Source organism: Microbacterium sp. NPDC091382 (genome assembly GCF_044757025.1).
Taxonomy (GTDB): Bacteria; Actinomycetota; Actinomycetes; order Actinomycetales; family Microbacteriaceae; genus Microbacterium.
Genome location: NZ_JBIVUD010000003.1, coordinates 114,326 through 139,680, shown reverse-complemented (window position 1 = coordinate 139,680; position 25,355 = coordinate 114,326). Strand labels below are relative to the sequence as shown.

General features: G+C 69.7%; 28 protein-coding genes. 13 read left to right on the top strand and 15 right to left on the bottom strand.

Annotated features, from left to right (window positions below):
- Positions 1–59 precede the first annotated feature (59 nt).
- The 8 genes from ACIQLK_RS12125 to ACIQLK_RS12090 all read left to right on the top strand — a co-directional run bounded on the left by ACIQLK_RS12125 (position 60) and on the right by ACIQLK_RS12090 (position 7,846).
- On the top strand, positions 60–1,019 hold the full coding sequence (locus ACIQLK_RS12125) for a sugar-binding transcriptional regulator (RefSeq protein WP_400365053.1): 960 nt from the start codon (positions 60–62) through the stop codon (positions 1,017–1,019).
- Positions 1,020–1,293: 274 nt separating this feature from the next.
- Complete coding sequence (ribD, locus tag ACIQLK_RS12120; protein WP_400365052.1) at positions 1,294–2,313, top strand: bifunctional diaminohydroxyphosphoribosylaminopyrimidine deaminase/5-amino-6-(5-phosphoribosylamino)uracil reductase RibD; 1,020 nt, start codon at positions 1,294–1,296, stop codon at positions 2,311–2,313.
- Positions 2,313–2,960 (top strand): riboflavin synthase, encoded by a 648-nt coding sequence (locus tag ACIQLK_RS12115; RefSeq protein ID WP_400365051.1) that lies wholly within the window; start codon positions 2,313–2,315, stop codon positions 2,958–2,960. Before ribD ends, ACIQLK_RS12115 begins: the two co-directional genes overlap by 1 nt.
- A complete protein-coding gene (gene ribA / locus ACIQLK_RS12110) occupies positions 2,957–4,237 on the top strand; it encodes a GTP cyclohydrolase II (protein WP_400365050.1) in 1,281 nt (426 codons plus the stop codon). Before ACIQLK_RS12115 ends, ribA begins: the two co-directional genes overlap by 4 nt.
- The gene (gene ribH / locus ACIQLK_RS12105) at positions 4,234–4,707 is read left to right on the top strand and encodes a 6,7-dimethyl-8-ribityllumazine synthase (RefSeq protein WP_400365049.1); all 474 of its coding nucleotides are present in this window, start codon (positions 4,234–4,236) and stop codon (positions 4,705–4,707) included. The genes ribA and ribH overlap by 4 nt, the downstream gene beginning before the upstream one ends.
- A 48-nt stretch (positions 4,708–4,755) precedes the next feature.
- Complete coding sequence (locus ACIQLK_RS12100) at positions 4,756–5,106, top strand: Fe-S protein (protein ID WP_400365048.1); 351 nt, start codon at positions 4,756–4,758, stop codon at positions 5,104–5,106.
- Between the two features lie 168 nt (positions 5,107–5,274).
- Entirely contained in the window at positions 5,275–6,723 is a 1,449-nt protein-coding gene (locus ACIQLK_RS12095) for an MFS transporter (RefSeq protein ID WP_400365047.1), read from the top strand.
- A 130-nt stretch (positions 6,724–6,853) separates the two neighbouring features.
- The gene (locus ACIQLK_RS12090) at positions 6,854–7,846 is read left to right on the top strand and encodes an NADP-dependent oxidoreductase (RefSeq protein ID WP_400365046.1); all 993 of its coding nucleotides are present in this window, start codon (positions 6,854–6,856) and stop codon (positions 7,844–7,846) included.
- A gap of 9 nt (positions 7,847–7,855) precedes the next feature.
- Here the strand turns inward: ACIQLK_RS12090 and ACIQLK_RS12085 are convergent, their stop codons facing one another.
- From ACIQLK_RS12085 to ACIQLK_RS12075, 3 genes are read right to left on the bottom strand one after another with little or no spacing between them, the layout of a single operon-like run.
- Positions 7,856–8,677 (bottom strand): ABC transporter permease, encoded by an 822-nt coding sequence (locus ACIQLK_RS12085; protein WP_400365045.1) that lies wholly within the window; start codon positions 8,675–8,677, stop codon positions 7,856–7,858.
- Positions 8,674–9,555 carry an ABC transporter permease gene (locus tag ACIQLK_RS12080; RefSeq protein WP_400365044.1) on the bottom strand — a complete coding sequence of 294 codons (882 nt, stop codon included), beginning with the start codon at positions 9,553–9,555 and terminating at the stop codon, positions 8,674–8,676. The genes ACIQLK_RS12085 and ACIQLK_RS12080 overlap by 4 nt, the downstream gene beginning before the upstream one ends.
- On the bottom strand, positions 9,552–10,493 hold the full coding sequence (locus ACIQLK_RS12075; RefSeq protein WP_400365043.1) for an ABC transporter ATP-binding protein: 942 nt from the start codon (positions 10,491–10,493) through the stop codon (positions 9,552–9,554). Before ACIQLK_RS12075 ends, ACIQLK_RS12080 begins: the two co-directional genes overlap by 4 nt.
- A gap of 54 nt (positions 10,494–10,547) precedes the next feature.
- Between ACIQLK_RS12075 and ACIQLK_RS12070 the strand changes: the two genes are divergently transcribed.
- Complete coding sequence (locus tag ACIQLK_RS12070; protein ID WP_400365042.1) at positions 10,548–12,422, top strand: ABC transporter ATP-binding protein; 1,875 nt, start codon at positions 10,548–10,550, stop codon at positions 12,420–12,422.
- A 73-nt stretch (positions 12,423–12,495) separates the two neighbouring features.
- Here the strand turns inward: ACIQLK_RS12070 and ACIQLK_RS12065 are convergent, their stop codons facing one another.
- Positions 12,496–14,400: a phosphoenolpyruvate carboxykinase (GTP) gene (locus tag ACIQLK_RS12065; RefSeq protein ID WP_400365041.1), complete on the bottom strand. Its 1,905-nt coding sequence runs from the start codon at positions 14,398–14,400 to the stop codon at positions 12,496–12,498.
- Between the two features lie 110 nt (positions 14,401–14,510).
- Here ACIQLK_RS12065 and ACIQLK_RS12060 point away from each other — a divergent pair, with 110 nt between their 5' ends.
- The 4 genes from ACIQLK_RS12060 (at position 14,511) to efeB (ending at position 19,592) form a co-directional block, all read left to right on the top strand.
- Positions 14,511–15,944: a helix-turn-helix domain-containing protein gene (locus ACIQLK_RS12060; RefSeq protein ID WP_400365040.1), complete on the top strand. Its 1,434-nt coding sequence runs from the start codon at positions 14,511–14,513 to the stop codon at positions 15,942–15,944.
- A 164-nt stretch (positions 15,945–16,108) separates the two neighbouring features.
- Complete coding sequence (gene efeU, locus ACIQLK_RS12055; RefSeq protein ID WP_400365039.1) at positions 16,109–17,059, top strand: iron uptake transporter permease EfeU; 951 nt, start codon at positions 16,109–16,111, stop codon at positions 17,057–17,059.
- A complete protein-coding gene (efeO, locus tag ACIQLK_RS12050; protein WP_400365038.1) occupies positions 17,056–18,294 on the top strand; it encodes an iron uptake system protein EfeO in 1,239 nt (412 codons plus the stop codon). Before efeU ends, efeO begins: the two co-directional genes overlap by 4 nt.
- Complete coding sequence (efeB, locus tag ACIQLK_RS12045; RefSeq protein WP_400365037.1) at positions 18,291–19,592, top strand: iron uptake transporter deferrochelatase/peroxidase subunit; 1,302 nt, start codon at positions 18,291–18,293, stop codon at positions 19,590–19,592. The genes efeO and efeB overlap by 4 nt, the downstream gene beginning before the upstream one ends.
- Positions 19,593–19,693: 101 nt before the next feature.
- Here the strand turns inward: efeB and ACIQLK_RS12040 are convergent, their stop codons facing one another.
- The 11 genes from ACIQLK_RS12040 to ACIQLK_RS11990 form a co-directional block, all read right to left on the bottom strand.
- Complete coding sequence (locus ACIQLK_RS12040; RefSeq protein WP_400365036.1) at positions 19,694–19,870, bottom strand: CsbD family protein; 177 nt, start codon at positions 19,868–19,870, stop codon at positions 19,694–19,696.
- A gap of 65 nt (positions 19,871–19,935) precedes the next feature.
- Positions 19,936–20,550, bottom strand: coding sequence for a hypothetical protein (locus ACIQLK_RS12035; protein WP_400365035.1), 615 nt, complete (start codon positions 20,548–20,550; stop codon positions 19,936–19,938).
- Complete coding sequence (locus tag ACIQLK_RS12030) at positions 20,547–21,131, bottom strand: DUF6286 domain-containing protein (RefSeq protein ID WP_400365034.1); 585 nt, start codon at positions 21,129–21,131, stop codon at positions 20,547–20,549. The genes ACIQLK_RS12035 and ACIQLK_RS12030 overlap by 4 nt, the downstream gene beginning before the upstream one ends.
- Positions 21,128–21,520, bottom strand: coding sequence for a hypothetical protein (locus ACIQLK_RS12025; RefSeq protein WP_400365033.1), 393 nt, complete (start codon positions 21,518–21,520; stop codon positions 21,128–21,130). The genes ACIQLK_RS12030 and ACIQLK_RS12025 overlap by 4 nt, the downstream gene beginning before the upstream one ends.
- Entirely contained in the window at positions 21,520–21,708 is a 189-nt protein-coding gene (locus tag ACIQLK_RS12020) for a DUF2273 domain-containing protein (RefSeq protein ID WP_400365032.1), read from the bottom strand. Before ACIQLK_RS12020 ends, ACIQLK_RS12025 begins: the two co-directional genes overlap by 1 nt.
- Complete coding sequence (locus ACIQLK_RS12015; RefSeq protein ID WP_400365031.1) at positions 21,705–22,178, bottom strand: Asp23/Gls24 family envelope stress response protein; 474 nt, start codon at positions 22,176–22,178, stop codon at positions 21,705–21,707. The genes ACIQLK_RS12020 and ACIQLK_RS12015 overlap by 4 nt, the downstream gene beginning before the upstream one ends.
- 138 nt (positions 22,179–22,316) lie before the next feature.
- Positions 22,317–22,667 carry a hypothetical protein gene (locus ACIQLK_RS12010; RefSeq protein WP_400365030.1) on the bottom strand — a complete coding sequence of 117 codons (351 nt, stop codon included), beginning with the start codon at positions 22,665–22,667 and terminating at the stop codon, positions 22,317–22,319.
- Between the two features lie 4 nt (positions 22,668–22,671).
- On the bottom strand, positions 22,672–23,247 hold the full coding sequence (locus tag ACIQLK_RS12005) for an Asp23/Gls24 family envelope stress response protein (protein ID WP_400365029.1): 576 nt from the start codon (positions 23,245–23,247) through the stop codon (positions 22,672–22,674).
- The gene (locus ACIQLK_RS12000; protein WP_400365028.1) at positions 23,244–23,795 is read right to left on the bottom strand and encodes an RNA polymerase sigma factor; all 552 of its coding nucleotides are present in this window, start codon (positions 23,793–23,795) and stop codon (positions 23,244–23,246) included. The genes ACIQLK_RS12005 and ACIQLK_RS12000 overlap by 4 nt, the downstream gene beginning before the upstream one ends.
- Positions 23,796–23,895: 100 nt before the next feature.
- On the bottom strand, positions 23,896–24,921 hold the full coding sequence (locus tag ACIQLK_RS11995) for a winged helix DNA-binding domain-containing protein (RefSeq protein ID WP_400365027.1): 1,026 nt from the start codon (positions 24,919–24,921) through the stop codon (positions 23,896–23,898).
- Between the two features lie 7 nt (positions 24,922–24,928).
- Complete coding sequence (locus ACIQLK_RS11990) at positions 24,929–25,270, bottom strand: DUF6054 family protein (RefSeq protein WP_400365026.1); 342 nt, start codon at positions 25,268–25,270, stop codon at positions 24,929–24,931.
- Positions 25,271–25,355: the final 85 nt, after the last annotated feature.

Sequence of the window (25,355 nt, the reverse complement as noted above, 5' to 3'; positions counted from 1 at the left end):
ATGATGACATTCATGGACGAGATTGCAGTCGCCATGCACATACGTGCACACTGTCATCCGTGGAAGAGACGCTCGATCCCGACGATGTCCGCCGTGCCCTCACGGCGGCGCACCTGTATTACGTCCAGGACCGCACGATGGAGGCCATCGCGCGCGAGCTCGGCACCTCCCGATCGACGGTGTCGCGCTTGCTCTCGCGGGCCCGCGCCACCGGCATCGTCGACATCCGCATCCGCTCCCCCTTCGCCGCGCCGCAGCTGCTCGAACAGGATCTCGCCGACCGCTACGGCATCACGGCGCACGTGGTGCCGGTCCCCGACGACGCGAGCGACGTGGAGCGCCTGGAGCGCGTTGCGACCGCAGCGGCGCACCTGCTCGGCGACCTCATCGTCGCCGACACGACCGTCGGGATCGCGTGGGGGTCGACGACCGCCGCCGTCAGCCGTCGGCTCGTCCCGAAGGCCGTGCACGGGACGACGTTCGTGCAGCTCAACGGCTCCGGCAACACCCGGACGACGGGTCTGCTCTACGCGAGCGACATCCTCAGCCGCTTCGCGGAGGCGTACGGGGGCAGTGCACAGCAGTTCCCCGTGCCGGCGTTCTTCGACGATCCGCGGACGAAGCACGCGATGTGGCGCGAGCGGAGCACCACCCGCATCCTCACCATCCAGGCCGCGATGGACCTCGTCGTCTTCAGCGTGGGTGCAGCGGACTCGCGCGTGCCCAGCCACGTCTACTCGGGCGGCTACCTCGAACCCGAGGAGCTCGCCGCCCTCGACCGCGAGGGTGTCGTCGGCGACGTCGCGACGGTGTTCTACCGACTCGACGGCTCGACCCGGGGCATCGAGCTGAACGACCGCGCGACCGGTCCGCGATTCGACGTGCTCCGACGCGTGCCCAGCCGGGTCTGCGTCGTCTCGGGCGTCGACAAGCGGGACAGCCTCCGAGGGGCCCTCGCGGCCCGTCTGGTCACCGAGCTCGTCGTCGACGAGGCGACCGCGCGCGCCCTGACCGGGTGACGCACGAAGTCAAGAGATGACGCGGGAATGAATCGCGCGAAGAGCGGTTGATTACACTGCAAGAGCAAGAAACGTGCTCCGGGGTCGGTGGGAATCCGAACCGGCGGTGACAGTCCGCGAGCGGGATCGAGGTCCTGCTGATCCGGTGGAAATCCGGGACCGACGGTGATGCGACGAGAGTCGCTAGTCCGGATGGGAGGCAGCACGGTGGATGCGGCGACGCCGCGCCGCCCGCCGCGCCCGCGCCCCGGAGAACCCCATCGTGAGGATCCGGATGAGTGTCACCGACGCGGAGCGCAGCGCGCTCCGTCACGCGTTCGCGCTCGCGACGAACGGACCGCGCGGCCTGAACCCGCAGGTCGGGGCTGTGATTCTCTCGCCCGACGGCGCCGTGCTCGCCGAGGGCTGGCACCGCGGTGCCGGTACGCCACACGCCGAGATCGACGCGCTGTCGAAGCTCGAACCGGATGCCGCGCGCGGCGCGACCGCCGTCGTGACGCTCGAACCCTGCAACCACACCGGCCGCACCGGTCCGTGCGCCGTCGCCCTCATCGAGGCCGGCATCGCCCGCGTCGTCTACTCCGCCGAGGACCCCGGCGCCGTCTCATCCGGAGGCGCCGAGCGCCTGCGCGCCGCCGGCGTCGACGTCGAGGGCGGCGTGCTCGGCGACGAAGGCGTGGAGCTCATCGCGTCGTGGCTGACCGTGCAGCGGCTGGGGCGACCTCACGTCACCGTCAAATGGGCGCAGTCGCTCGACGGGCGGGCCGCGGCATCCGACGGCACCAGCCAGTGGATCACGGGACCCGCAGCGCGCGCGGACGTGCACCGGCGCCGCGCGCTGGCCGACGTCATCGTCGTCGGAACCGGTACCGTCCTCGCCGACGACCCGGCACTCACGGCACGCACGGCCGACGGTCCCCTCTACGACCACCAGCCGCGGCCCGTCGTCGTCGGCACCCGCGCGGTGCCGCAGGACGCGGCCGTCCGCCGCCACCCCCGGCCCTTCATGCAGGACGAGGGCGAGGACCTCCGCGACCTGCTCGACCGGCTCCGCGAACTCGGTGCGCACCGGGTCTTCCTCGAGGGCGGTCCGACGCTCGCGGCTTCGTTCCTGCGACAGGGACTCGTCGACGAGCTCCTCGTCTACATCGCCCCGACGCTGATCGGCGGCGACCGTGTCGCGGTCGGCGACATCGGTGTCTCGACGATCGCGGAGCAGCGCCGACTCGACATCACCGGCATCGACAGACTCGGTGACGACATCCTCGTCACCTTGACCCCCGAGGAGGGCTGATGTTCACGGGCATCATCGAAGAACAGGGCGTCATCACGGCCATCGAGCCGTCCGGAGACGGCGTGCGCCTCGCCGTGCGCGCACCGCTCGCGGTCTCGGACGCGCAACGGGGGGACTCGATCTCGATCAGCGGAGTCTGCCTCACCGTCACCGATCAGACTCCCGAGGGCTTCACCGCCGACGTCATGAAGCAGACGCTCGACATGTCGACGCTCGGCACGCTCGCCGTCGGCTCCCCTGTCAATGTCGAGCGGGCTCTCGCCGCGCACACGCGCCTGGGCGGACATATCGTGCAGGGACACGTCGACGGCACCGGCGAGGTGCTCGACGTACGCCCGGGCGAGCAGTGGCGCGTCATCCGCGTCTCGCTCCCCGCCGACCTCGCCCCGCTCGTCGTCGACAAGGGGTCGATCACGGTCCAGGGTGTCTCCCTCACCGTCTCGGCCGTGTCCGAGCCCGAGGTTCCCTCGCACTGGTTCGAGATCTCCCTCATCCCCGAAACCCTCGAGGTGACCACCCTCGGCGCGCTGGCGGCCGGCGACCGGGTCAACCTCGAAACCGACATCCTGGCGCGGCACGTGCAGCGCCTGCTCCGTTTCGCCTCACCCGACGGCATCCCGTCCACAGAAGAAGGAGGCTCCCGATGAGCCTTTCCACCATCCCCGACGCCCTGGCAGCGCTCAAAGAAGGCCGGCCGATCCTGGTCGCCGACGATGAGAGCCGCGAGAACGAGGGCGACATCATCCTGTCCGCCGAGCTCGCCTCGCCGGAGTGGCTCGCCTGGACCATCCGCTGGTCCAGCGGCTTCCTCTGCGCACCGATGCCCGCCGACTGGGCCGACCGCCTCGACCTGCCGCCGATGGTCGAGCAGAACCAGGACGCGCGCAGCACCGCCTACACCGTGAGCGTCGACGCCGCCGAGGGCGTCACGACCGGCATCAGCGCCTCGGACCGCGCCCGGACGGTCAACGTCCTCGCCGACCCGAGCTCCGTTCCCGCCTCGCTCATCCGCCCCGGTCACGTGCTGCCGCTGCGCGCCGTCGACGGCGGCGTCCGCGAGCGTGCCGGACACACCGAGGCGGCTGTCGAGCTCATGCAGCTCGCGGGCCTGCAGCCGGTCGGCGTCATCGGCGAGGTCGTCGCCGACGACGGAAGCATGATGCGGATGCCGGGGCTCATGGAGATGGGCGAGCGCGAAGGCATCCCCGTCATCACGATCGAACAGCTCATCGCGCACCTCAACGCCGCCGACGGCGACAGCACTTCCGCCCACATCGACCACCCGGCCAAGCGCCGGGTGAGCCTGCGTGCGGAGGCGACCGTGCCGACCTCGCACGGCGAGTTCCGCTTCCTCGCCTACAAGGACCGGATCACCGGCACCGACCACATCGCCGTCGTCTCCGGCGACCTCACCGAGGAGGCTCCGCTCGTGCGGGTGCACTCGGAGTGCCTGACGGGCGAGGCGTTCGGCTCGCTGAAGTGCGAGTGCGGCCCGCAGCTCGAGGCGGCCCTCGACGCCATCGAGCAGGACGGCGGCGTCGTCATCTACATGCGCGGCCATGAGGGTCGCGGCATCGGTCTGATCAACAAGCTGCGGGCATACAGCCTGCAGGAGCGCGGCCTCGACACCGTCGACGCCAACCTCGCCCTGGGTCTGCCGGCCGACGCCCGCGACTACGCAGCGGCCGCCGGCATCCTGACGGATCTCGGCGTGAAGCAGATCCGCCTGCTGACCAACAACACCGACAAGGTCGCGCAGCTGACGGCGCTCGGCCTGAAGATCGTCGACCAGGTCCCTCTGCTCGTCGGCGTCGGCGCGAACAACCACCAGTACCTGGCGACGAAGGCCGACCGGATGGGCCACATCATCGACGCCGACGACCTGCGCGAGGCGCTCGCGCACAGTGAGGAGCACACCGCATGAGCGGACACGGAGCACCGAAGACCGAGATCGTCGACGCGAGCGGCCTGACGGTCGTCGTTGTCGCGGGCCAGTGGCACGACGTCATCACCGACGGTCTGATCGCCGGCGCCCAGCGGGTCCTGGACGCCTCCGGCGCCTCGTGGCGGCTCGTGCGCGTGCCGGGCTCGTTCGAGCTGCCGGTCGCAGCGAAGGCCGCTCTCGATGCCGGCGCCGATGCGGCGGTCGCCCTCGGCGTCATCATCCGGGGCGGAACCCCGCACTTCGATTTCGTGTCGTCCGCCGCGACCGATGGACTGACCCGCGTCGCCCTCGACACCGGCAAGCCGGTCGGCTTCGGCGTCCTGACCCTGGACGACGAGCAGCAGGGCATCGACCGTGCCGGGCTCCAGGGCTCGAAGGAGGACAAGGGCGCGGAAGCCGCGGATGCCGCCATCCGCACCGCCCTCGTCCTGCGCGACCTCCGCGGCTGACCGCACCAGTTGCTGCGCAGGGTCTCCACCTTCAGGTAGCCTGAGGGCATGGAGACCCTGCGCAGCATCGTCGTTCTCGTCCACCTCGTCGGATTCGCGACGCTCTTCGGAGCCTGGGTGGTCGAACTCGTCGGGCAGCGGCGCGTGACGCGCATCATGCATTGGGGACTGGGCATCGCGCTCGTCGCCGGTCTCGCCCTTTCGGCGCCGTGGGGCCTCGACCACGACCTCAACTACGCGAAGATCGGCATCAAGCTCGTGATCCTCGTGATCATCGGCGGCCTGCTCGGTGCCGGTGCCGCGCGCCTGCGGAAGTCGGGCGCCGTCCCCGCCGGGATCTTCTGGCCGGTCGGCATCCTCACCCTCGTCAATGCGGGACTCGCGGTCATCTGGCGCTGATCGGGACTTCTCGCGCGGCGCGCGGGAGTAGGGTGGAGGTTTGCGTCGACCACTCCGTCGGCGCCTCGGCGATCCCAGTGCTGTGATGCCCTCGCGTCACCCCTGCGAGCGCATCCGCCGCCGACGCGTCCCATGAGGACCCACCGCTTCGTTCCGAAGGTCCCACGCATGTCATCCGCAGCACCCGCGGCATCCGCGGCGCCCGCCAATCCGCGCTCCCGCGTCATCACGGCGAGCCTCATCGGCACCACGATCGAGTTCTACGACTTCTACGTCTACGCGACCGCCGCCGTCCTCGTCTTCCCCATCCTCTTCTTCCCCGCCGGGAACGACACCACGAACCTCCTGCTGTCGTTCAGCATCTTCGGCGCGGCCATGGTCGCGCGCCCCGTCGGCGCCGTGATCTTCGGGCACTTCGGCGACAAGTTCGGTCGCAAGGCCACCCTCGTCGGGTCGCTCCTGACGATGGGCGTCGCGACGTTCCTCATCGGCTTCCTGCCGACATTCGACCAGGTCGGCATCGTCGCCCCGATCCTGCTCCTGGTCCTCCGCCTCGCGCAGGGGTTCGCGCTCGGCGGCGAATGGTCGGGCGCCGCTCTGGTCGCGACCGAGAACGCCCCGAAGGGCAAGCGCGCCTGGTACGGCACCTTCCCGCAGCTCGGTGCGCCCATCGGCTTCATCATCGCCAACACCGTCTTCCTGGTGATCTACTTCCTCCTCCCCCACCCGGACGGACCCGCGCAGCGCAGCGAGGAGTTCCTCGCCTGGGGCTGGCGTGTGCCGTTCCTGTTCTCGGCGGTGATGGTCATCGTGGGCCTCTACGTGCGGCTCAAGCTCGTCGAGTCGTCGACGTTCGCGAAGGCCGAGAAGACGGGCGCGATCCGCAAGTTCCCGCTGGGCGAGGTCGTCCGCCGCCACTGGAAGCAGCTCATCCTCGGCACGTTCATCATGCTGGCGACCTACGTGCTCTTCTATCTGATGACGAGCTTCACCCTCGCCTACGGCACGAAGGCGACCACCGACGGCGCCGCCGCGGCGGCCGAGGCAGCGGGCACCCCCTTCGACGCCGCCACCTATGTGCCGGGACTCGGCTTCGGCTACACCGACTTCGTGATCATGCAGATCATCGGCGTCGTTTTCTTCGGAATCTTCACGCTCCTGTCGGGCCCCGTCGCCGACGCGGTCGGCCGCCGTCGTCTGCTGTTGTGGATCACGGGTCTCATCGGCGTCTTCGGTCTGCTGTTCAACGTGTTCCTGCTGCCCCAGCTCGACCCGAAGTTCAGCGGCGCACTCGTGCAGGCGTTCCTCATCCTCGGCTTCATGCTCATGGGCGCGACCTTCGGGCCGATGGGGGCGCTGCTCCCGGAGCTCTTCCCGACGAACGTCCGCTACACGGGGTCGGCGATCTCGTACAACGTGTCGTCGATCCTCGGGGCCGCGCTCGCCCCGATCGTCGCGACCGCACTGTGGGCGGCCGCGGGCGGATCGCCCTGGCTCGTCGGCGTCTACCTGTCGGGCTCCGCCGTCCTCACCTTCATCGCCCTGTGGCTGTCGAAGGAGACGAAGGACGTCGAGTACGAGACGAACATCGGACACGCCGAGGCCGTCACCCGCTGACCTCGCGCTGAACCGACGGATGCCGCGGCCCGCCCCACCGGGAGGGCCGCGGCATCCGTTCTGTCAAGAGTTCCCCTCGGGCATGAGGCGGGTCTATCGTCGGCCCCACAGGCACACGAGGGAGTGGACGATGGCGATCAAGAAGGTGACCCAGGCATCGGTCGTCGAGTACGACCAGACCGGCGGGCCGGAGGTGCTGCACCTCGTCACCCGGTCCCTCCCCGAACCGGGACCCGGCGAGGTCACCGTCGAGGTCATGACGATGGGCCTCAATCACATCGACGGCTTCGTCCGCTCCGGCGCCGAGAAGGAATGGGACGACGAGTTCCCGCGCCGCTCGGGGAGCTGCTTCGCCGGAACGGTGATCGCCGTCGGGCCCGACACCACGGGCTTCCCGGTCGGCAGCGATGTCGTCGGTCATGTCCGCTCCGGCGCTCAGGCGAGCCACCTCACCGTCTCGGTCGACCGCCTGGTCCGCAAACCCAAGAACGTGACGTTCGAGACCGCCGGCGGGCTGTATCTGGCCGGCACGACCACTCTCGACATCCTCGACGAGCTGAAGGTCGGCGCGGGCGATACCGTCGTCATCTCGGCGGCCGCCGGCGGGGTCGGCAGCGTCGAGGCGCAGATCGCGATGCACCGGGGCGCCCGCGTCATCGGCACCTGCGGAGCGCGCAACTTCGACTACCTGCGCCAGCTCGGCGTGAAGCCGGTGCAGTACGGCGAGGGTATCGTGGACCGCATCCGTGCACTCGCCCCCGACGGCGTCAGCGCCTACATCGACAACTTCGGCCAGGACGGGCACGAGATCGCCGAGGCGCTCGGTGTTCCGGCGGGGAAGTTCCGTTCCAGCGCTGATCGGCGGGACCGCGAGGTCGCGCTGCTCGCTGACGATCCGGACGCCGTCGCGCACGGCACCGATCAGCTCCGCAAGGTCGTGGACCTCGCCGAGAAGCGCGCGGTGAACGTCCTCGTCTCGGGCTTCTACCCCCTCGCCGATGTCGCCGAGGCCTACGACGACCTGCTCAAGCTGCACTCCCGAGGCAAGGTCGTGCTCGCGACGCATCCCGTGAACCCGCGTCGCATCCGCAAGGCTCGCGACGTCATGGAATCCGGCCGCTGAGCGACATCCTCAGTCGAGGAACAGGGCGCGCAGCCGCTTCGTCGTGAAGACGAGCCCGACGGCGATCATCACGACGTAGTACAGGACGTGCCACAGCATGTCGACGGACAGGATGCCGAGGGTCAGCCCCCGGATGAGCTCCACGCCGTGCCAGAGCGGCAGCGCCATGACGATCGACTGCACCCATTCGGGGTACACGGTGATCGGGTAGAACGTCGCCGAGAAGAGGAACATCGGCAGGAGGACGAAGTTGATCCAGTCCATGTGCTGGAAGGTCTTCATGTAGCTCGTGATCGCCATGCCCAGGCTCGCGAAGCCGAATGCGATGAGGAGCACCGCGGGGATGGCGAGGATCGCCGTCCAGGCGAGGTTGAGACCCAGGACCTGCATGACGATCATGAAGCCGGTGGCGTAGAGAAGACCGCGCATCAGGGCGTAGAGGATCTCGCCCAGGGCGACATCGAGGGGGCCGAGCGAGGTCGCCAGCATGCCCTCGTAGAGCTTGCCGTAGTTGAGTTTGAAGAAGACGTTCCAGGTCGAGTCGTAGATCGCTCCGTTCATCGCCGAGACGGCGAGCAGGGCGGGTGCGATGAAGGCGGCGTAGCTGACGTCGACTCCCTGCGAGGTCTGCACCTCGCCGATGAGTTTGCCGAGCCCGAGCCCCATCGAAGCGAGGTAGAACACCGGCTCGAAGAAACCGGACAGGACGACGGCCCAGCTCGACGACCGGGCCGCGAGGAATCCGCGCTGCACGACGGCGCCGGGATTGCCCGCCCACAGGGCGCGCACGCCGCCGCGGCGGGTGACGGTGTCGATGGTTGCGGCAGTCACTTCGCGAGCCTCTCGATGAAGACCTTCCGCGCCCAGAGGTAGCCGACCCCCGACAGCACGACGAGGTAGGCGAGGTGGACGACGACCATCGCCGGAGGAACGGCACCGCCGTACGTCGCGAGGCGTCCCAGCTCGGCGCCGTGCCACAGCGGCGAGACCCAGCCGATCCACTGCAGCCAGACGGGCAGCGTCTCGAGCGGATAGAAGGTGCCCGAGAACAGGAACATCGGCATGAAGATGAAGCGCTGGACGAGGGCGAACTGACCTTTGTCGTCCTCGATCGACCCGGCGTACGCCATGAGCGGGATGCCGAAGGCGAGACCGGCGAGCAGCCCCGCCGGGATCGCGAGCCAGCCGGTCTCGGGGTTCGGCACCGTCGTCCACCCGATACCGAGGGCTCCGAGCAGCCAGATGAACAGGTAGTACGCCGCGACCGCGAACGCCATGCGCGCCGCCGCGCCGACGATGACGCCGTTCGCGATCTGCGGACTCGAGAGGGCGGACGCGTTGAACCCGAAGAAGTAGCGCCGCCACTTGAACCCGGCCATGACGGGGTACGTCATCTCCTCGGAGGCGACCGAGATCGCCGCGGTGACGAGCAGGGCAGGGGCGACGAAGACGAGGTAGTCGACCTGCACACCGCGGTCGTCGATCGGCGTCTGGATGAGCGCGGCGAGGCCGGCGGCGAGACCGAGCAGGTACAGCACCGGCTGGCCGAGCGCACCGACGACGATCGTCCAGCCGTAGGCGCGCATCGCGCGGACCATGTGCTCCGTGACGTACCAGCTGCCGAACCGCCGGGGCTTGCGCCCCCACTCCATCGCCTCGGCGCGCAGCTCGTCGAGCGTCGGCTGCGCCGCCTGTGTTGTGTCGCTCATTCGATCAGCGACCGTCCTGTCAGGCGGAGGAAGACGTCCTCGAGACTCGAGCGCCGGACGAGGCTCGTCATCGGCTGCAGACCCGACGCCGTCACGCGCTCGAGAGCGGCCTCGCCGTCGTGCGCGTAGACGAGGATGCGGTCGGGCAGCACCTCGACGCGGTCCCCGATCCCCTGCAGCTGCGCAGCGACCTGCTCATTGCGGTCCGAGCCGAACCGCACCTCCAGTACCTCCCGGCTGGAGTGCTCGCGGATGAGCGACGCAGGGCTCCCCTCGGCCATGATGCGTCCCTTGTCGACGACGATCAGCCGATCGCAGAGCTGCTCGGCCTCGTCCATGTAGTGAGTGGTGAGCACGAGGGTCGTGCCGCGCTCCTTGAGACGGAACAGCCGGTCCCACAGCACGTGCCGCGCCTGCGGGTCGAGACCGGTCGTGGGCTCGTCGAGGAGGAGGATGCGGGGGTCGTTGATGAGCCCGCGCGCGATCGTGAGCCGGCGCTTCATGCCGCCGGAGAGCTGGTCGACCTTGTTCTTCGCCTTGTCCTCGAGCTGCGCGAAGGCCAGCAGTTCATCGGCCTTCTCGGCGCAGACCCTGCCCGGAAGGCCGAAGTAGCGCCCGTAGATGTAGAGGTTCTCACGGGCGTTCAGTTCACCGTCGAGGTTGTCCTGCTGGGGGACGACACCCAGGCGCGAGCGGATCTCGGGACCGTACCGGTCGGGGTCGAGCCCCAGGATCGAGAGGTCACCGCTCGTGCGCGTCGAGACGGCGCCGATCATCTTCATCGTGGTCGACTTGCCGGCGCCGTTGGGGCCGAGAAGGCCGAACGACTCCCCCGGCGCGACCTCGAACGACAGTCCGTCGACGGCGACGAAGTCGGGCTTGCCCTTGCTCTTATAGGCCTTGACGAGGCTCTCGGCGTGGATCACGGGTTCTGGCACCGGACCACCCTATCGACGGGCGGGGACATAAGAAGTACGGAGGAAGATAGAGGGATGTCCACGCCCCGCCGCGGTCTGCGCCGCCCCACGAAGGACGACGGCCCCCGTGCCAGCCTCCGCCAGCTCCTCCCGTTCCTCCTCGAGCACAAGCGCGTCCTCGTCGTCGTCGGCGTCCTCAGCGTGCTCGAAGCGGTCGCGACCCTCGTGCAGCCGCTCCTCGTCGGGAACGTCATCGGTCGCGTGCAGGCAGGGCAGGCCCTCGGCATCCTCGTCTGGGTCCTCGTCGGACTCGTCGTGGTGTCGTCCCTCGTCGGAGGGTTCCAGCACTACCTGCTGCAGCGCACCGGCACCGCGGTGGTCTACTCGAGTCGCCGCCGTCTGATCGCGAAGCTCCTCCGGTTGCCCGTGCAGGAGTACGACGCGCGTCGCACCGGCGATCTGGTGTCGCGCGTCGGCACCGACACGACGCTTCTTTACGCCGTGCTGACGCAGGGTTTCGCCGACTCGATCGGCAACGCTCTCATCTTCGTCGGCGCGATCATCGCGATGCTCGTGATCGACCCCGTCCTGCTCCTGCTCATCGTCGTCGTGATCGGGGCATCGGCAGCGGTCGTCGGCGTGCTGAGCGGCCGCATCCGCCGCGCCACATCCGTCCAGCAGGAGAAGGTCGGCGCACTCGCGTCAGGCGTCGAACGGGCGATCGGCTCGATCCGCACCATCCGAGCATCCGGCGCGGAGTCGCGCGAGCAGGACGCCATCTCGGCGACGGCGAGCGAGGCGTACGACGCCGGCGTGAAGGTGGCGAAGGCATCGGCGATCGTCGTGCCGGTGGCCGGCATCGCCCTCCAGGTGTCGCTGCTGGTGGTGCTGGGCGTCGGCGGGTTCCGCGTCGCGTCGGGCGCCATCGAGATCGCGCAGCTCGTGGTGTTCGTCATGTTCCTGTTCTTCCTCGTGCAGCCGCTCGCGTCGTTCTTCGGGGCCATCACCTCGGTCAATCAGGCGCTCGGCGCGCTGGGTCGCATCCAGGAAGTCCTCGACCTCCCCGACGAGACGGCAGAGGATGCCGCGATCGCCGCCTCGACCACCGTGCGGGAATCCGACTCCGCCGCCGCGATCGAGTTCCGCGACGTGCACTTCTCCTACCCCGAGGCGGTCGTCCGCGCTCGCAGGAGCGCTCAGGACGAGGCGCTGAAGACCCTCGTCGACGCCCGAGCGCCACTCCCCGAGGACGCCGAGCCCGAACCCGAGGCGACCGTGCTCCGCGGCGTCTCGTTCCGCGTGCCGCGCGGTTCGCGCGTCGCACTCGTCGGCCCGTCCGGTGCGGGCAAGTCGACCACCCTCGCACTCATCGAGCGCTTCTACGACCCGACCTCGGGATCCGTCCTCGTGGACGGCGTCGACGCGCGTGCCCTCGACCGCCTGTCGCTGCGCGCCCGGCTCGGCTATGTGGAACAGGACGCCCCGACCCTGGCCGGCACCATCGCCGACAACCTGCGCCTCGCCTCTCCGGATGCGTCCGACGAGGACTGCGAGCGCGTGCTCGACGCCGTCAACCTGACCGAGGTGCTCGAGCGGTCGCCGCTGCGCCTGCAGGCTCCCGTCGGCGAGGCAGGTGTCATGCTCTCGGGCGGCGAGCGTCAGCGCCTCGCGATCGCCCGCGCCCTGCTGGCCGCGCCGCCGATCCTGCTCCTCGACGAGTCCACGTCGTCGCTCGACGGCCTCAACGAGCAGCGCATGCGCGAGGCGATCGACGCCGTTGCGGCGGGTCGCACCCTGGTCGTCATCGCGCACCGCCTGTCCACCGTCGTCGACAGCGACCTCATCGTCGTCCTGGACCACGGCCGGGTCGTCGGACAGGGCACGCACGAGGCACTCATCCGCGACGTGCCGCTCTACCGCGACCTCGCCGCCCGCCAGCTCCTGGTCTGACGCAAGACGTCGCAGATGGTCGCCTCCCGCAAGGGAAAGTGACCATCTGCGACGTCTCGGCGCGTGCCGGAGGTCAGGCGTCCTGCTGAGCGCGCTGCAGGCGGTAGCGCAGTGCGGCGAGCTCGGCGTAGAGAGCCGCAGGCACCTTGCCGCCGAAGGTGCGGTAGAACTCCTCGGTGAGGTCGGCCTCGGCGAGCCAGGATGCCGGGTGCACCGCGAACAGCTCGTCGAGATCGGTCTGCGGCACGTCGATCCCCGTGAGGTTGAGGTCCTCGGTCTTCGGCAGGCGCCCGACCGGGCTCTCGATAGCGCCGACCGACCCATCGATGCGGCGGATGATCCAGTCGATGACGCGGGCGTTGTCGCCGAAGCCGGGCCACAGGAACCGACCGTCCGCGCCCTTGCGGAACCAGTTGACCTGGAAGATCCGCGGCGCACGGTCGAAGCGAAGCTTCTGCCCGACCTTGAGCCAATGACCGAAGTAGTCGGCCATGTTGTATCCGCAGAACGGCAGCATGGCGAAGGGGTCTCGACGCAGCTCACCCACGAGGCCCTCGGCGGCGGCGGTGCGCTCGGACGAGATGTTCGAACCCATGAAGACGCCGTGGGTCCAGTCGGTGGCCTCGACGACGAGCGGCACGTTCGTGGCCCGACGCCCGCCGAACAGGATCGCGTCGAGCGGCACGCCCTCGGGAGCGTCCCAATCGTCGGCGATCTGCGGGCACTGTCCGGCGCTGACGGTGAAGCGCGAGTTCGGGTGTGCGGCGGGACGACCGGATGCCGGGGTCCAGGGCTTCCCCTCCCAGTCGGTGAGCTCGGCGGGCGCCTCATCGGTGAGCCCCTCCCACCACACGTCGCCGTCGGGGCGGAGCGCCACGTTGGTGAAGATCGTGTTGCCCCACAGAGTGTCGACCGCGGTCACGTTCGTCGACTCACCCGTCCCGGGCGCGACGCCGAAGAAGCCCGCCTCGGGATTGATGGCCCAGAGCCGGCCGTCCTCGCCGGGACGCAGCCACGCGATGTCGTCACCGAGCGTCTCGACGCGCCAACCGGGGATCGTCGGGCGGAGCATGGCGAGGTTCGTCTTGCCGCACGCCGACGGGAACGCAGCGGCGACGTGGTAAGCCTTGCCCGCCGGGTCGATGACGCGGATGAGGAGCATGTGCTCGGCGAGCCAGCCCTCGTCTCGTCCGATGACCGAGGCGATGCGCAGCGCGAAGCACTTCTTGGCCAGGATCGCGTTGCCGCCGTAGCCGGAGCCGAACGACCAGACCTCCAGCGTCTCGGGGAAGTGGACGATGTACTTCTCGTCGTTGCAGGGCCACGCCTCGTCCTGCTGTCCGGGAGCCAGCGGAGCGCCGACGGAGTGCACCGTCTTGACCCAGGGCTTGCCGTCGGCGATCTGCTGCAGCACCTGTGCGCCGACGCGCGTCATGATGCCGATCGAGGTGACGGCGTACGCGCTGTCGGTGACCTGGACGCCGATGTGCGACAGGGGACCGCCCACGGCGCCCATCGAGAACGGCACGACGTACATCGTCCGGCCGCGCATGCTGCCCTCGAACAGGGGCGTGATGGTGGCGCGGATCTCGTCGGGCGCGATCCAGTTGTTCGTGGGACCGGCATCCGCTTCGCGCTCCGAGGCGATGAAGGTGCGCGCCTCGGTGCGGGCGACGTCGCTCGGGTGCGAGCGGGCGAGGTAGGACCCGGGACGCCACTCGGGGTTGAGCTTGATGAGCTTCCCCTCATCGACCTGCTGGCGCAGCAGGGCGTCGTTCTCGGCGGCCGAGCCGTCGACCCAGTGGATGCGCGCGGGCTGCGTGAGCTCCGCGATCTCGTCGACCCACGCATGGAGGGCGGCCATGTCGTCTCCCGTGAGGGCGGGGCGGATGCCGGTGGGTGCCGTCGGTGTCGCGTGAGCGACGATCGGGGTCGAGCCGGTGCGGGTGGGGCGGGTGAACAGGTCTGCGATGGCCATTCGGCGCTCCTCGGTCGTGGTGGGCGTATGTCCACTGTGAGGGCTCGCTGCGAAGACTTTTCGCGATTCTCAGCGTCAAGAAATGCATTTCTTTCATTAGGATGAAGATCATGGCGACACCGCTCCAGCTCTCCACGCTCGGCCACCGCATCAGGCACCAGCGCGTGTCCCACGGCTACACGCTCGACGAGCTGGGGGCGATCGTCGGTATCGCCGGCAGCCAGCTCAGCCTCATCGAGAACGGGAAGCGGGAGCCCAAGCTGTCGATCCTGCAGGCCATCGCCTCCGCGACGGGCACAGACGTCACCGATCTGCTCTCCACCGAGCCGCCGAATCGTCGCGCCGCTCTCGAGCTCGATCTGGAGCGCGCGCAGCAGAGTCCGGTGTTCCGTCGCCTCGGCGTCGCCCCCGTCAAGGTGACCAAGACGATGTCCGACGAGACGATCGAAGGCATCCTCGCGCTCCACCGCGAGCTCGAGCGCCGGGAGCGGGAGTCGATCGCGACCCCCGAAGAAGCACGCCGCGCCAACACCGAGCTGCGTCTGCGCATGCGCGAGCAGAACAACTACCTGCCCGAGATCGAGAAGCTCGCCGAGAAGAAGCTCAAAGCCGCCGGGCACACCACGGGCGCCCTGACCCACCGCACCGTGAGCATCATGGCGGAGCAACTCGGGTTCGAGCTCATCTACGCCAACGATCTGCCGCACTCCGCGCGTTCGGTCACCGACCTCGAGAACGGGCGGATCTACCTCCCCCCGGCATCCATCCCCGGCGGTCACGGCCTGCGCTCGATGGCGCTGCAGGCGATGGCCCACCGCCTGCTCGGACACACTCCGCCCACCGACTACGCCGACTTCCTGCAGCAGCGGCTCGAGATCAACTACTACGCGGCCTGCTGCCTCATGCCCGAGACGGCGTCGGTCGCGTTCCTCGCCCAAGCCAAGAAGGACCGGAACCTCGCCGTCGAGGACTTCCGCGACGCCTTCGGCGTCACCCACGAGGCCGCCGGGATGCGACTCACGAACCTCCTCACCCAGCATCTCGACATCCCGCTGCATTTCCTGCGCGTCGACGGGGCGGGTGCGATCAACCGCGTCTACGAGAACGACGGCCTCCCCCTGCCGATGGACGTCACGGGGTCCGTCGAGGGCCAGGTCGTGTGCCGGAGATTCGCGGCACGCTCGGCCTTCGCCGAGCAGAACCGCACGACGGAGCATTACCAGTACACCGACACCCCGAGCGGGACGTTCTGGTGCTCGAGTCAGACGGGAACGACCGCAGACGGCGAGTTCTCGATCACCGTGGGCGTGCCCTTCGACGACGCGCGCTGGTTCCGCGGGCGCGAGACGCAGAAGCGCGCAGCCTCGACGTGCCCGGACGAGGCGTGCTGCCGTCGGCCCGACGCCGATCTCACCGACCGCTGGCAGGGCAAGGCGTGGCCGAGCGCACGCGTGCACATGCAGATGTTCTCGCCGCTCCCCCGCGGGATGTTCCCCGGTGTGGACGACGGCGAGGTCTACGCGTTCCTCGACCGACACGCCTGACCGCCGTGTTGAGCGTCGCCGTTCGGCGGGTGTACGCTCTCGCGAGTGAGGTTCGCCTAACCTAATCTGCCACGTCGTTTCGTCGTCGCACAGCGGTTCCTGCGAGCGGGCTGCGACGGGGCAGCAGGCACCGGCCTCACTCCCGAACACCCGAAGAGATACCCGTGCTCGCCTCGCTCCTCCCTCCCTTCCTGATCGGCCTCCGCGAGGGGCTGGAAGCCGCCCTCGTCGTCGGCATCCTCGTCGCCTACCTCGTCCGGATCGACCGCCGCGACGTCCTCCCGAAGCTCTGGGCCGGAGTAGGACTCGCCGCCGCGCTCGTGCTCGTCATCGGCGCCGCCCTCACCTTCGGCGCCTATGCGCTGACGTTCCAAGCCCAGGAGCTCCTCGGCGGCCTGCTGTCCCTGATCGCCGTCGGCATGGTCACGTGGATGATCTTCTGGATGCAGCGGACGGCGCGAACGATGCGCTCCCACCTCGAGGAAGGTGTCGATCGCGCGCTCGCCATGGGCGGTTTCTGGGGCATCGTGCTGATCGGGTTCGTGTCGGTGGCGCGCGAAGGCATCGAGACGACGCTGTTCCTCTGGTCGATGGTGCAGACCGCCGGACAGGAGGGCCCCGGCTGGCTCGGCGCCGTGCTCGGACTCGCCGTCGCCGTCGTCCTCGGGTGGCTGCTCGCACGCGGTGCGGTGCGCCTCGACCTCCGACGGTTCTTCGCCTGGACGGGCGGCTTCCTGGTCGTCGTCGCCGCGGGGGTGCTGGCCTACGCGCTCCACGACCTGCAGGAAGCGGGCGTCCTCCCCGGCCCGTTCTCGGACGCGGCGACGATCGACCCGGTGACCGGCGGTGTCGGTGTGGGATGGGCCGGATTCCCCTTCGGCTGGGCCTTCGACGTCAGCGGGCAGCTTCCGCCCGGCGGCGCACTCGCCGCCCTCCTGCAGGCCACCGTCGGCTTCATGCCCGAGATGACCTGGCTGCAGGTGATCGCCTGGGCCCTCTACCTCGCCGTCGTCGGCACGTTCTTCGTCCGTGGCCTCATCGGGCGCCCGAGCCCGACTCCTGCCGCATCCACCGGCACCCCCGCATCCCGTCACGCATCCCTAGGAGCATCATGACCCGCCCCCTTCTCACCAAGGCCCATGCCGCCCTCGCCCTCGCCGCCGTCGGTGCCGTCGCCCTGTCGGGGTGCGTCGCAAAGTCCGAGGCCACGAGCGCGGACGCACTCACCGTCAGCTCCACCGACTCCTCGTGCGACGTCTCGGCCGCGACGGCGAAAAGCGGGACGCTGACGTTCGCGGTATCGAACGAGAGTTCCCAGATCAGCGAGTTCTACCTGCTGGCCGAGGACGGGCTGCGGATCATCGGCGAGGTCGAGAACATCGCCCCCGGTGCCCAGCGCACGCTCACCGTCGTCGCGCAGCCGGGAGAGTACAAGACGCTCTGCAAGCCGGGCATGGTCGGCGAAGGGGTGGGCCGCGCCGACTTCCGTGTGACGGGCACGACCGTCGCAGCCACCGGGGACGATGCCGAACAGAAGCAGAAGGCCGTCGAGTTGTACGCCGCCTTCGTCAAGGACCAGGTCGAGCAGCTCGTGCCCGCCGTCGACGCGTTCACGACCGCGTACGAGTCGGGGAAGGACGATGAGGCCCGCGCACAGTTCCCGAAGGTCCGCGCGTTCTACGAGCGCATCGAGCCGGTCGCCGAATCGCTCGGGGACCTCGACCCGCGGATCGACTACCGCGAAGTGGATGCCGTGGCGGAGGGCCTCGACTGGACGGGTTTCCACCGCATCGAGAAGGACCTGTGGCAGCCGCAGGAGGACGCTCTGAACGCGGACGGCGAGACGCCGGCATGGCAGGACTGGGCGCCGTCGACCACCGACGAGCGCGCAGCCTACGGCGACAAGCTCATCGCCGACGTCGGCGAGCTCAACGACTACGTCCACTCCGAGAAGTTCCAGCAGGCACTGGACGCGCAGGGAGTCGCCGGCATCTCCAACGGCGCCATCGCCCTGCTCGATGAAGTGGCGACCGGCAAGATCAGCGGCGAGGAGGACTGGTGGTCGGGCACCGACCTCTCGGACTTCGCCGCGAACGTCGAAGGCTCGAAGATGGCCTTCTCACTGGTGAAGGACTTCGCGTCCGCCACAGGTTCCGACGGTGCGACGCTCACGGAGGAGATCGCCCGTCGATACGACGACCTGGAGGCCGCCCTCGCCGCCCATGGATCCCTGCAGAAGGGATTCGTCGCGTACAAGACACTGACCGCGGACGACAAGCGCGAGCTGACCGACCTGATCAACGCGCTCGCCGAGCCGCTGTCCCGCCTCACCTCCACCGTCCTGCAATGACCGCCGAGGGATCGTCGCCCGACGAGGCTGTCCAGCCGTCGTTGAGCCGGCGCGGTCTGTTCGGCCTGGCCGCCGGCGTCGGAGCCGCCGGACTCGCCCTCGGCGCGGGAGCAGGATCTGCCGCGGGAGTCGCGATCGGGCGCGCTGGGGCCACGGAGGACGCCGCGTCCGTCCACCCGTTCTTCGGCACGCACCAGGCGGGCATCACGACGCCGATGCAGGACCACCTGCACTTCGCCGCGTTCGACATGATGGCGGGCACGGGCCGTGAGGATCTGCGGTCGCTGCTGCAGGACTGGAGCTACGCGGCGGCCCGCATGACGCAGGGACTCCAGGTGAGCGCCACCGGTGCCGTCGGCGGGTCTCCCGAGGCGCCGCCGGACGACACCGGCGAGGCCCTGGGATTGCCGGCATCCGGTCTCACCATCACGATCGGACTCGGCCCGACCCTCTTCGAGACGGCGGACGGCGCGGACCGGTACGGGATCTTCTCGCTCCGCCCGGCGAGTCTCGCGAAGCTTCCCGCATTCCTCGGAGACGACCTCATCCCCGAGTCGTCGAACGGGGATCTGTGCATCCAAGCGTGCGCGGACGACCCGCAGGTCGCCGTGCACGCCATCCGCAACCTCAGCCGGATCGCGTTCGGCCGCGCGCGCCTGCGGTGGTCGCAGCTCGGCTTCGGCAAGACCTCGAAGACGACCGCCGCCCAGGCGACCCCCCGGAACCTGTTCGGGTTCAAGGACGGCACGGCGAACATCCTGGCCGACGACACCGTGGCTCTCGCCGATCACGTCTGGGTCGATGCGCACGACGAGCACGCCTGGCTTGCGGGCGGGTCGTATCTCGTCGCCCGCAAGGTCGCGATGCTCATCGAGACCTGGGACCGTGTCCGGCTCTCGGAGCAGCAGCGCATCATCGGCCGCGACAAGTCCGAGGGCGCCCCACTGTCGGGCGGGGCGGAGGCGACGGCGCCGGATTTCCGGAAGAAGGATGCCGCCGGCACCCCCGCCATCGATCACGCCTCGCACGTGCGCCTCGCCCACCCCGACCTCAACGGAGGCGTCCGCATCCTGCGCCGCGGCTACAACTACGTCGACGGCAACACCGGCCTCGGCCGACTCGATGCGGGGCTGTTCTTCTTGTCGTACCAGCGGTCCCCCGAGCAGTTCGTCACGCTCCAGCGTGCGCTCTCGACCGATCTCATGAACGAGTACGTCCGGCATATCGCGTCCGGCATCTGGGTGATCCCTCCCGGCGCGAAGAACGGCTCGTTCGTCGGCGCGGGCCTGTTCTCCTGACCCGCGTACACACACGAAGAAGCGGGGAGCACGGTCCCCGTCGTGCTCCCCGCTTCTGCTCGCGCCGCCCCCCAGCTGCCCGATGGCGCGAGCGGTGAAGGTCAGTCCTTCTTGAAGGCGTCCTTCACGTTCTCGCCGGCCTTCTTCGCCTCGGCCTTGGTCTGGTCGGCCTTGCCCTCGGCAACGAGCTTGTCGTTGTCGGTGGCCTTGCCGATCGCTTCCTTCGCCTTGCCGGCGATGTCCTGAGCGGCGTTCTTGATCTTGTCGTCGAGTCCCATGAGGGTCTCCTTTCTGTGTGGTGCGGATGGGGGAACCGGTGCCTGGACCGGGGATCGGGGGCGGATCAGCTGACCCGCGGGGCGTCCGTGGCGAGCTTGCTGCGAAGCCCTCCGTGGACGGAGATGAACGCGGCGGTGTCGGTGCCGGTCACTGCCGCCAAACCGTCCATGACGCGATCGACGTCATCGACGACCCGGCGGGGGTCTGCTCCCTGGCGAGCCGTGACGCTCACGTGGAGGACGGGCTCGTCCTTGACCGAATGGGCCGTGACGGAGGCCGAGAGCACGCCGTCCCGACGGGCGAGCGAATTCTTGACGGCGTCCGCGGCGAACCCCTCGGCGACGGTGACCCGGCCGAGCGGGGTCTGCGACCCGCTCGATCGCAACACCGTGCGGGAGCGTCGGCTGACGAGGGTGGTGAGTGCCGCGAACAGGATCACCGCGATGACGACCGCAACGGCCACCGCGCCGAGGACGGCCCAGCTGAGGGTGGTTCCCCCGATCGTCGTGGCGTCTCCGGCGGCTCGGAGTCCGTCGACGGCTGCCGTTCCCGCCGAGGTCCACCGGTCGCCGACGGCCGGGACGGCGACCGCCGTCGCCGCCGCTCCCCCGCCGACCAGGAGGACCAGACCGACGATCAGGAGCACGGTGCGGTTCAGTGCACGGTTCGTGTCGTTCACGCCGCCTTCTCCTCTCCATCGGTGCGTTCGATCCGGACGCGGGCACGGACCGGGCGCGCGAGCCTCAGCGAGGCGATCTCCGCCTCGGCCAGAGCCGCTACCTCGGATCTCTCGATCGGGATGCCGGCGCCCGGCCGGACGGTGACGTCCACGCTCCGGTGGGCGACCCCGACCGTCACCCGATCGCGGGCGACGCCGATCTCGTCACTCACCCGCTGTGCGAGTGCCGACGCGAGCACACCGTTGTCGATGACGGCGACTCGGCCACCGGCATCCACTTCGTGCTTGGACAGGCGTCCCGGGGCGATGGCGAGGATCACGAGCCAGAGCCCGATCGCGGCCACGACGAGCCCGCCGGCGACGCCGGCAGCCGTCGGGACGCCCCCGGGAAGTCCGGCCAGCCACCTCAGCGCGGTCATCGGCCGCGCCAGGAGGGGCGGTTGTGCCGCGAGCGCGAGCACGAGCTCGACCGCGACGTACAGGGCCAGAACGATCCCGAGGAGGACGACGAGAGCGAAGGCGACGCTGCGCGGCGAGTGCGTTTCGCGGCGCACGACGCGACGGAGCACGGGAGTGGTCATCGCACACGCTTCCTTTCCGGGGTTCGGGCACCGGTCACGGTGATGTCGATCCGGGCGATGTCGCGCCCGAGGAGGTGGGTCAGTCGCTCGCGCAGCTGCTCTTGCATCCGAGCGGCGCGCTCGAGGACGGGAGTGGTGCTCCGCACCGCTTCCGCGTCATCGAGGTCGGGGACGGGCAGGGGACTCGAGACCTGCAGAGCCATGCCGTCCCGTCGATCGGTGACACCCACGGAGACCTCGCCCCGCGGGACGCCGATGACATCGGCGGACACCGCCCGCGCGACGCCGACGAGCACACGCTCGGCGACGTCGGTGCGGCCGGCGACGCCGGGGGCGGCGGCGAGTCGCGGGGACTCGCCGCCCGCCGTTCCGTCGGTGTCGGTACGCATCAGGAGGTGCGCCGTCCCGTGAAGGCATCGGTCACGGCCCGGACGTCGAGCTTGCCCGACGCGATGCGGCCGATGACGGCGCCGATGGCCATGAACAGGGCGGTGAGGAGGAATCCCCAGAACCCGAACACGAGGCCCACGACGGCCAGGATGGCGCCGGTCATCGCGCCGATGACTGTGGTGCTCATGAGACGCGCGACTCCTCGTGCTCCTCGTCCTCGTCGCCCGGGATGTGGACGTCGTCGACCGTCACGTTGACCTCGACGACCTCGAGTCCGACCAGACGGGTGATGGCGCCGGCGACGGCGTCACGGACCTGCGAGGCGACCTGGTGGACCGGCGTCGGGTACTCAACGACGATCGTCAGGTCGACGGCAGCCTGCGTCTCGCCGACTTCGACCTTGACGCCCTGGCCGAGGTCCGTCGCGTTGATCGCGTTACGGATGGCGCCGAGCGCACGGGCGCCACCGCCACCCAGCGCGTGCACGCCGGGGATCTCACGCGCGGCGATACCGGCGACCTTGGCGACCACGCCATCGGCGATGACGGTGGTGCCACCCGTCGCGGACGACGACTCCTCCGTACGGGGAGCGGTCCGGTCGACGCGTCCGGTGCCCGGCACGGCGGGGGTGGTGGTCTTCGGGGTCTCGGTGGCCATGATGTCTCCTCTTTCTCGAACGATTCGTCGACGCGGGATGCGCGTCGTGGCCGGTGTTGTCGGCCTCGTACATAAGAGGCACCGGCGTCCGGATTCGTCACAAAAAAGTTCGGAGAATCTTCGTGCAGGGCTCCCGCGTCAGTGAATGCGGGCGATCTGGATGCTGATCTGCGCGTCCTCGGGGGTGTTCGCCAGCAACGCGTCGGCGACCCGGCGGGCCGCATCGGGGGTGTTGTCGTGCGACGCGGTCGCGATCCGCGCGGCGACCAGCGGCATTTCGTCCCGAACGGTGACGGCGACCTCCGCCATACGGTCGTCAGCGGCGCCGGCGGCCGCCGCGATGAGGCCGGGGATGCGACTGACCGCGGAGCGCGGCGAGTACACGTCGGTCACGCCGTCGACGGCACGGATGCGGGCGACGAGATCGAGCTGGTCGGCCTGCCCGTCGGAGGTGTCCGCGGAGTGGTCGGCGGAGAGCGGTCCGGTCATGTGCTCACTCCTTCCCTTCTGTCCCGTGGATCTCATCCACGGCGACGTTGACGGCGGTGACGTTCAGCTCGGTGTGCTCGGCGAGGACGCGGTAGACCAGCTCACGGAGCGAGCTCGTGAGCTCCGGGATCGACTTGCCCCAGGCGACGGATGCCGTGAGCTCGATGCGCACCGGAGCGCCCGGGGTCTCGGCGTCTCCGACGATCTCGGTGCGCCCGAGATAGATGCCGTCGAGGGCATCCGCGCGGGTCCGGACGAGCGACCGGACCGCCCCCTCCGTCACCGTGATCGTGACGCGGGGATCGGGGTGGTGGATCGGGAAGCTGCGCCCCGCGCGGAGCTCGGAATGGATGACCGACAGGATCCCTTCGAACCAGCTCTCGGGAGGTCGCGGCATCCGCTCGGCATCGTCTGCCAACAGATCGCGGGACAACTGCCCCACGCGTTCCAGCGCTTCGATCGCGTTGAGGCAGTCGGGGCACGACTCGATGTGCGGGTCGCGGGGCGTGCGACCGGATTCGACGTAGCTGCTGAGTTCCTCGATGGTGCGGCCGCAGTCGAGTGTGGAGTCGTCGGTCATCGCCATCCCTCCATCTCGATCGCGATGCTGGCCCTCGCGCGGGCGAGCAATCCTCGGACGGTGCTCTCGGTCATGGTCATCTCTTCTGCGATCTCGGCGTAGCTCAGCTCTGCGACTTCGCGCAGTAACCAGCATCGACGTTGATCCTCTTTCAGTCGATCGAGCGCGCGCGACAGAGCTGCCATACGGTCGTTCTGGATGGCCGTCCGCTCGGGCTGCGCCTGCGACGACGGCGGAAGGACGGCCTCGTCGAGCGCGTCCTCCTTCGATCTCCCGGTCGCGACGGCGAGCGCCTCGCGACCGGCGATGCGCATGAGCCACGATCGGAACGCCGCGGGGTCGCGAAGGGTCGGCAGCTGCTTCCATGCGGTGACGAATGCGTCCTGCACGACGTCGTCCGTATCCGCCAGCGACCCGACGATGCGGTAGACGTACGCGCGGACCAGCGACGAGTGACGACGGAGCAGGTCGCTGAAGGCGACGGCATCCCCTTCGATGGCGCGCTCGACGAGGATCCGATCCGGCACATCGCGCGGAAGCGAGGGCATGCTGCGCTCCCTTCGTCGCGCCCGCGGGGTTCGGCGCGTAAGAGGACGCTAATGCGGCTCGACGGAGGCGAGAACCGCTTGCGCGGCTGCGTCCGGATCGCTATGCGACGGCGAAGAATCGCCGAACGCGCGCCAGAGCCTCGAACACTCCGGCGTCCGATTCCCCCGTGAAGAGCGTCGCATCGGGGATGCCGCGGCTACCGGCGGCGAGCGACAGCGCCCATGTCCCGACGGCGACACCGTCACGGAGGAGGACGGGACGCACCATCCCGTTCGCTGTCGGCCCGACCGTCGTCCTGTCACCGACGCCCATCCCGAGGGACCGATCGGCGTAGGAGAGCACGTACTCGTCGAAGGCGGGGAGCGCGAGCGGAGCCGGGACCGTCCCCGCGGTCGTCTCGGTGAGGGCGAGCAGCCCGTACTCGAGCCTCACCACGCGTTCTCCGGCCCGCTCGGCGGCAGCGCGCGCCTGCCCCGACGGCAGACCGGCCCACCACGCGAAGTCCGCGATCGTGGCCGGTGCGTGTCCGCGCAGATACGCGACGAGCAGGTCGACGGTCGGATCGTCCGTATCGGCAGCGCGAGGCGGGAGCGCCACGACAAACTGCTCGCGCGTGACGCCCGCGGCCCGGGGGACGACGGGCCCGAGGGCGAGGACGCCGCGGATCGAGAGCGCCGTGAGGATGCGGCTGCCGGCCGTGACCGATCCGGCGACCCCGTCGCTCTGAAGCGCCTCGACGAACGCCGACCGGGTGAGATTCCCTTCTGCGTCGAGGGCGGCCCGGAAGACGCGCTCACCGCCGTCGAGCACCTGCGGCTCGATGCCGTACGCGCGTGCCTGCCGCTCTCCGGTGACGGCGAGGATGGTGCCGACGGAGTGGGGTTCGACGACGTGGAGGGTTCCGCGCTGCGTCCACGCGCGCACGAGATGTCCCTCGTCGAAGGCGCGATCGACATCGCCGACGGTGAGGCCGCCGGCGGTGCGGATGCCGAGGGCCCAGCGGCTCGCGGCGAAGTCCTGCGCCTGCACGGCGAGCAGGCGTCGCGCGACGTCGGGAACGGTCGCGGCCGGCTCGGCGAGCAGGTGCGACTGCAGGCGCCGCCTCCGGACCTCTGCGGCATCCATCGACGCCTCAGTCCGTCGCGTACGGCTGGAGGGCGTCGACGACGCTCCCAGCGAAGTCGGCGCTCGCGCCCCAGTCGAACCGGAACAGGGCGCCCTCTCCCCCGCCCGACCCGCGGAACACGGCCTTCGTCGGGCCGGCGAGGTTCTCGAGCAGGACGGTCAGCGACGCCCGGCTGCTGGTGCGCATGTAGTACTTCTCGAAGATCAGCAGCGCACTCTGATGCCCGGCATCCGTCGCCGTCGCGTGCTGTCCGACGCACTCGACCGTCATCCCCGACGACTGGACGTGATCGAGGACGATCCGGGCGGCGTCGAACGGCGTCAGGCTGATCTCCATCGTCTGCAGCATGATCGCAGTGTGCCACGGCGGGGCCTGCGGGGGTGCCTATACTTGTGCCGTCCGGGACCGCGAGGCCCTGGTGCTCGGAAAAGGG

Coding starts and splice junctions, on each gene's coding strand:
- ACIQLK_RS12005 (WP_400365029.1), bottom strand. CDS start 23,247: ATGACCGACGACTCCACACTCGACTGCGGCCGCACCATCGAGGAACTC.
- ribA (WP_400365050.1), top strand. CDS start 2,957: ATGAGCCTTTCCACCATCCCCGACGCCCTGGCAGCGCTCAAAGAAGGC.
- ACIQLK_RS12070 (WP_400365042.1), top strand. CDS start 10,548: ATGTCCACGCCCCGCCGCGGTCTGCGCCGCCCCACGAAGGACGACGGC.
- efeB (WP_400365037.1), top strand. CDS start 18,291: ATGACCGCCGAGGGATCGTCGCCCGACGAGGCTGTCCAGCCGTCGTTG.
- ribH (WP_400365049.1), top strand. CDS start 4,234: ATGAGCGGACACGGAGCACCGAAGACCGAGATCGTCGACGCGAGCGGC.
- efeO (WP_400365038.1), top strand. CDS start 17,056: ATGACCCGCCCCCTTCTCACCAAGGCCCATGCCGCCCTCGCCCTCGCC.
- ACIQLK_RS11990 (WP_400365026.1), bottom strand. CDS start 25,270: ATGCTGCAGACGATGGAGATCAGCCTGACGCCGTTCGACGCCGCCCGG.
- ACIQLK_RS12095 (WP_400365047.1), top strand. CDS start 5,275: ATGTCATCCGCAGCACCCGCGGCATCCGCGGCGCCCGCCAATCCGCGC.
- ACIQLK_RS12040 (WP_400365036.1), bottom strand. CDS start 19,870: ATGGGACTCGACGACAAGATCAAGAACGCCGCTCAGGACATCGCCGGC.
- ACIQLK_RS12030 (WP_400365034.1), bottom strand. CDS start 21,131: ATGACCACTCCCGTGCTCCGTCGCGTCGTGCGCCGCGAAACGCACTCG.
- ACIQLK_RS12010 (WP_400365030.1), bottom strand. CDS start 22,667: ATGACCGGACCGCTCTCCGCCGACCACTCCGCGGACACCTCCGACGGG.
- ACIQLK_RS12090 (WP_400365046.1), top strand. CDS start 6,854: ATGGCGATCAAGAAGGTGACCCAGGCATCGGTCGTCGAGTACGACCAG.
- ACIQLK_RS12065 (WP_400365041.1), bottom strand. CDS start 14,400: ATGGCCATCGCAGACCTGTTCACCCGCCCCACCCGCACCGGCTCGACC.
- ACIQLK_RS12020 (WP_400365032.1), bottom strand. CDS start 21,708: ATGAGCACCACAGTCATCGGCGCGATGACCGGCGCCATCCTGGCCGTC.
- ACIQLK_RS12060 (WP_400365040.1), top strand. CDS start 14,511: ATGGCGACACCGCTCCAGCTCTCCACGCTCGGCCACCGCATCAGGCAC.
- ACIQLK_RS12015 (WP_400365031.1), bottom strand. CDS start 22,178: ATGGCCACCGAGACCCCGAAGACCACCACCCCCGCCGTGCCGGGCACC.
- ACIQLK_RS12080 (WP_400365044.1), bottom strand. CDS start 9,555: ATGAGCGACACAACACAGGCGGCGCAGCCGACGCTCGACGAGCTGCGC.
- ACIQLK_RS12000 (WP_400365028.1), bottom strand. CDS start 23,795: ATGCCCTCGCTTCCGCGCGATGTGCCGGATCGGATCCTCGTCGAGCGC.
- ACIQLK_RS11995 (WP_400365027.1), bottom strand. CDS start 24,921: ATGGATGCCGCAGAGGTCCGGAGGCGGCGCCTGCAGTCGCACCTGCTC.
- ACIQLK_RS12100 (WP_400365048.1), top strand. CDS start 4,756: ATGGAGACCCTGCGCAGCATCGTCGTTCTCGTCCACCTCGTCGGATTC.
- ACIQLK_RS12025 (WP_400365033.1), bottom strand. CDS start 21,520: ATGCGTACCGACACCGACGGAACGGCGGGCGGCGAGTCCCCGCGACTC.
- ACIQLK_RS12115 (WP_400365051.1), top strand. CDS start 2,313: ATGTTCACGGGCATCATCGAAGAACAGGGCGTCATCACGGCCATCGAG.
- ribD (WP_400365052.1), top strand. CDS start 1,294: ATGAGTGTCACCGACGCGGAGCGCAGCGCGCTCCGTCACGCGTTCGCG.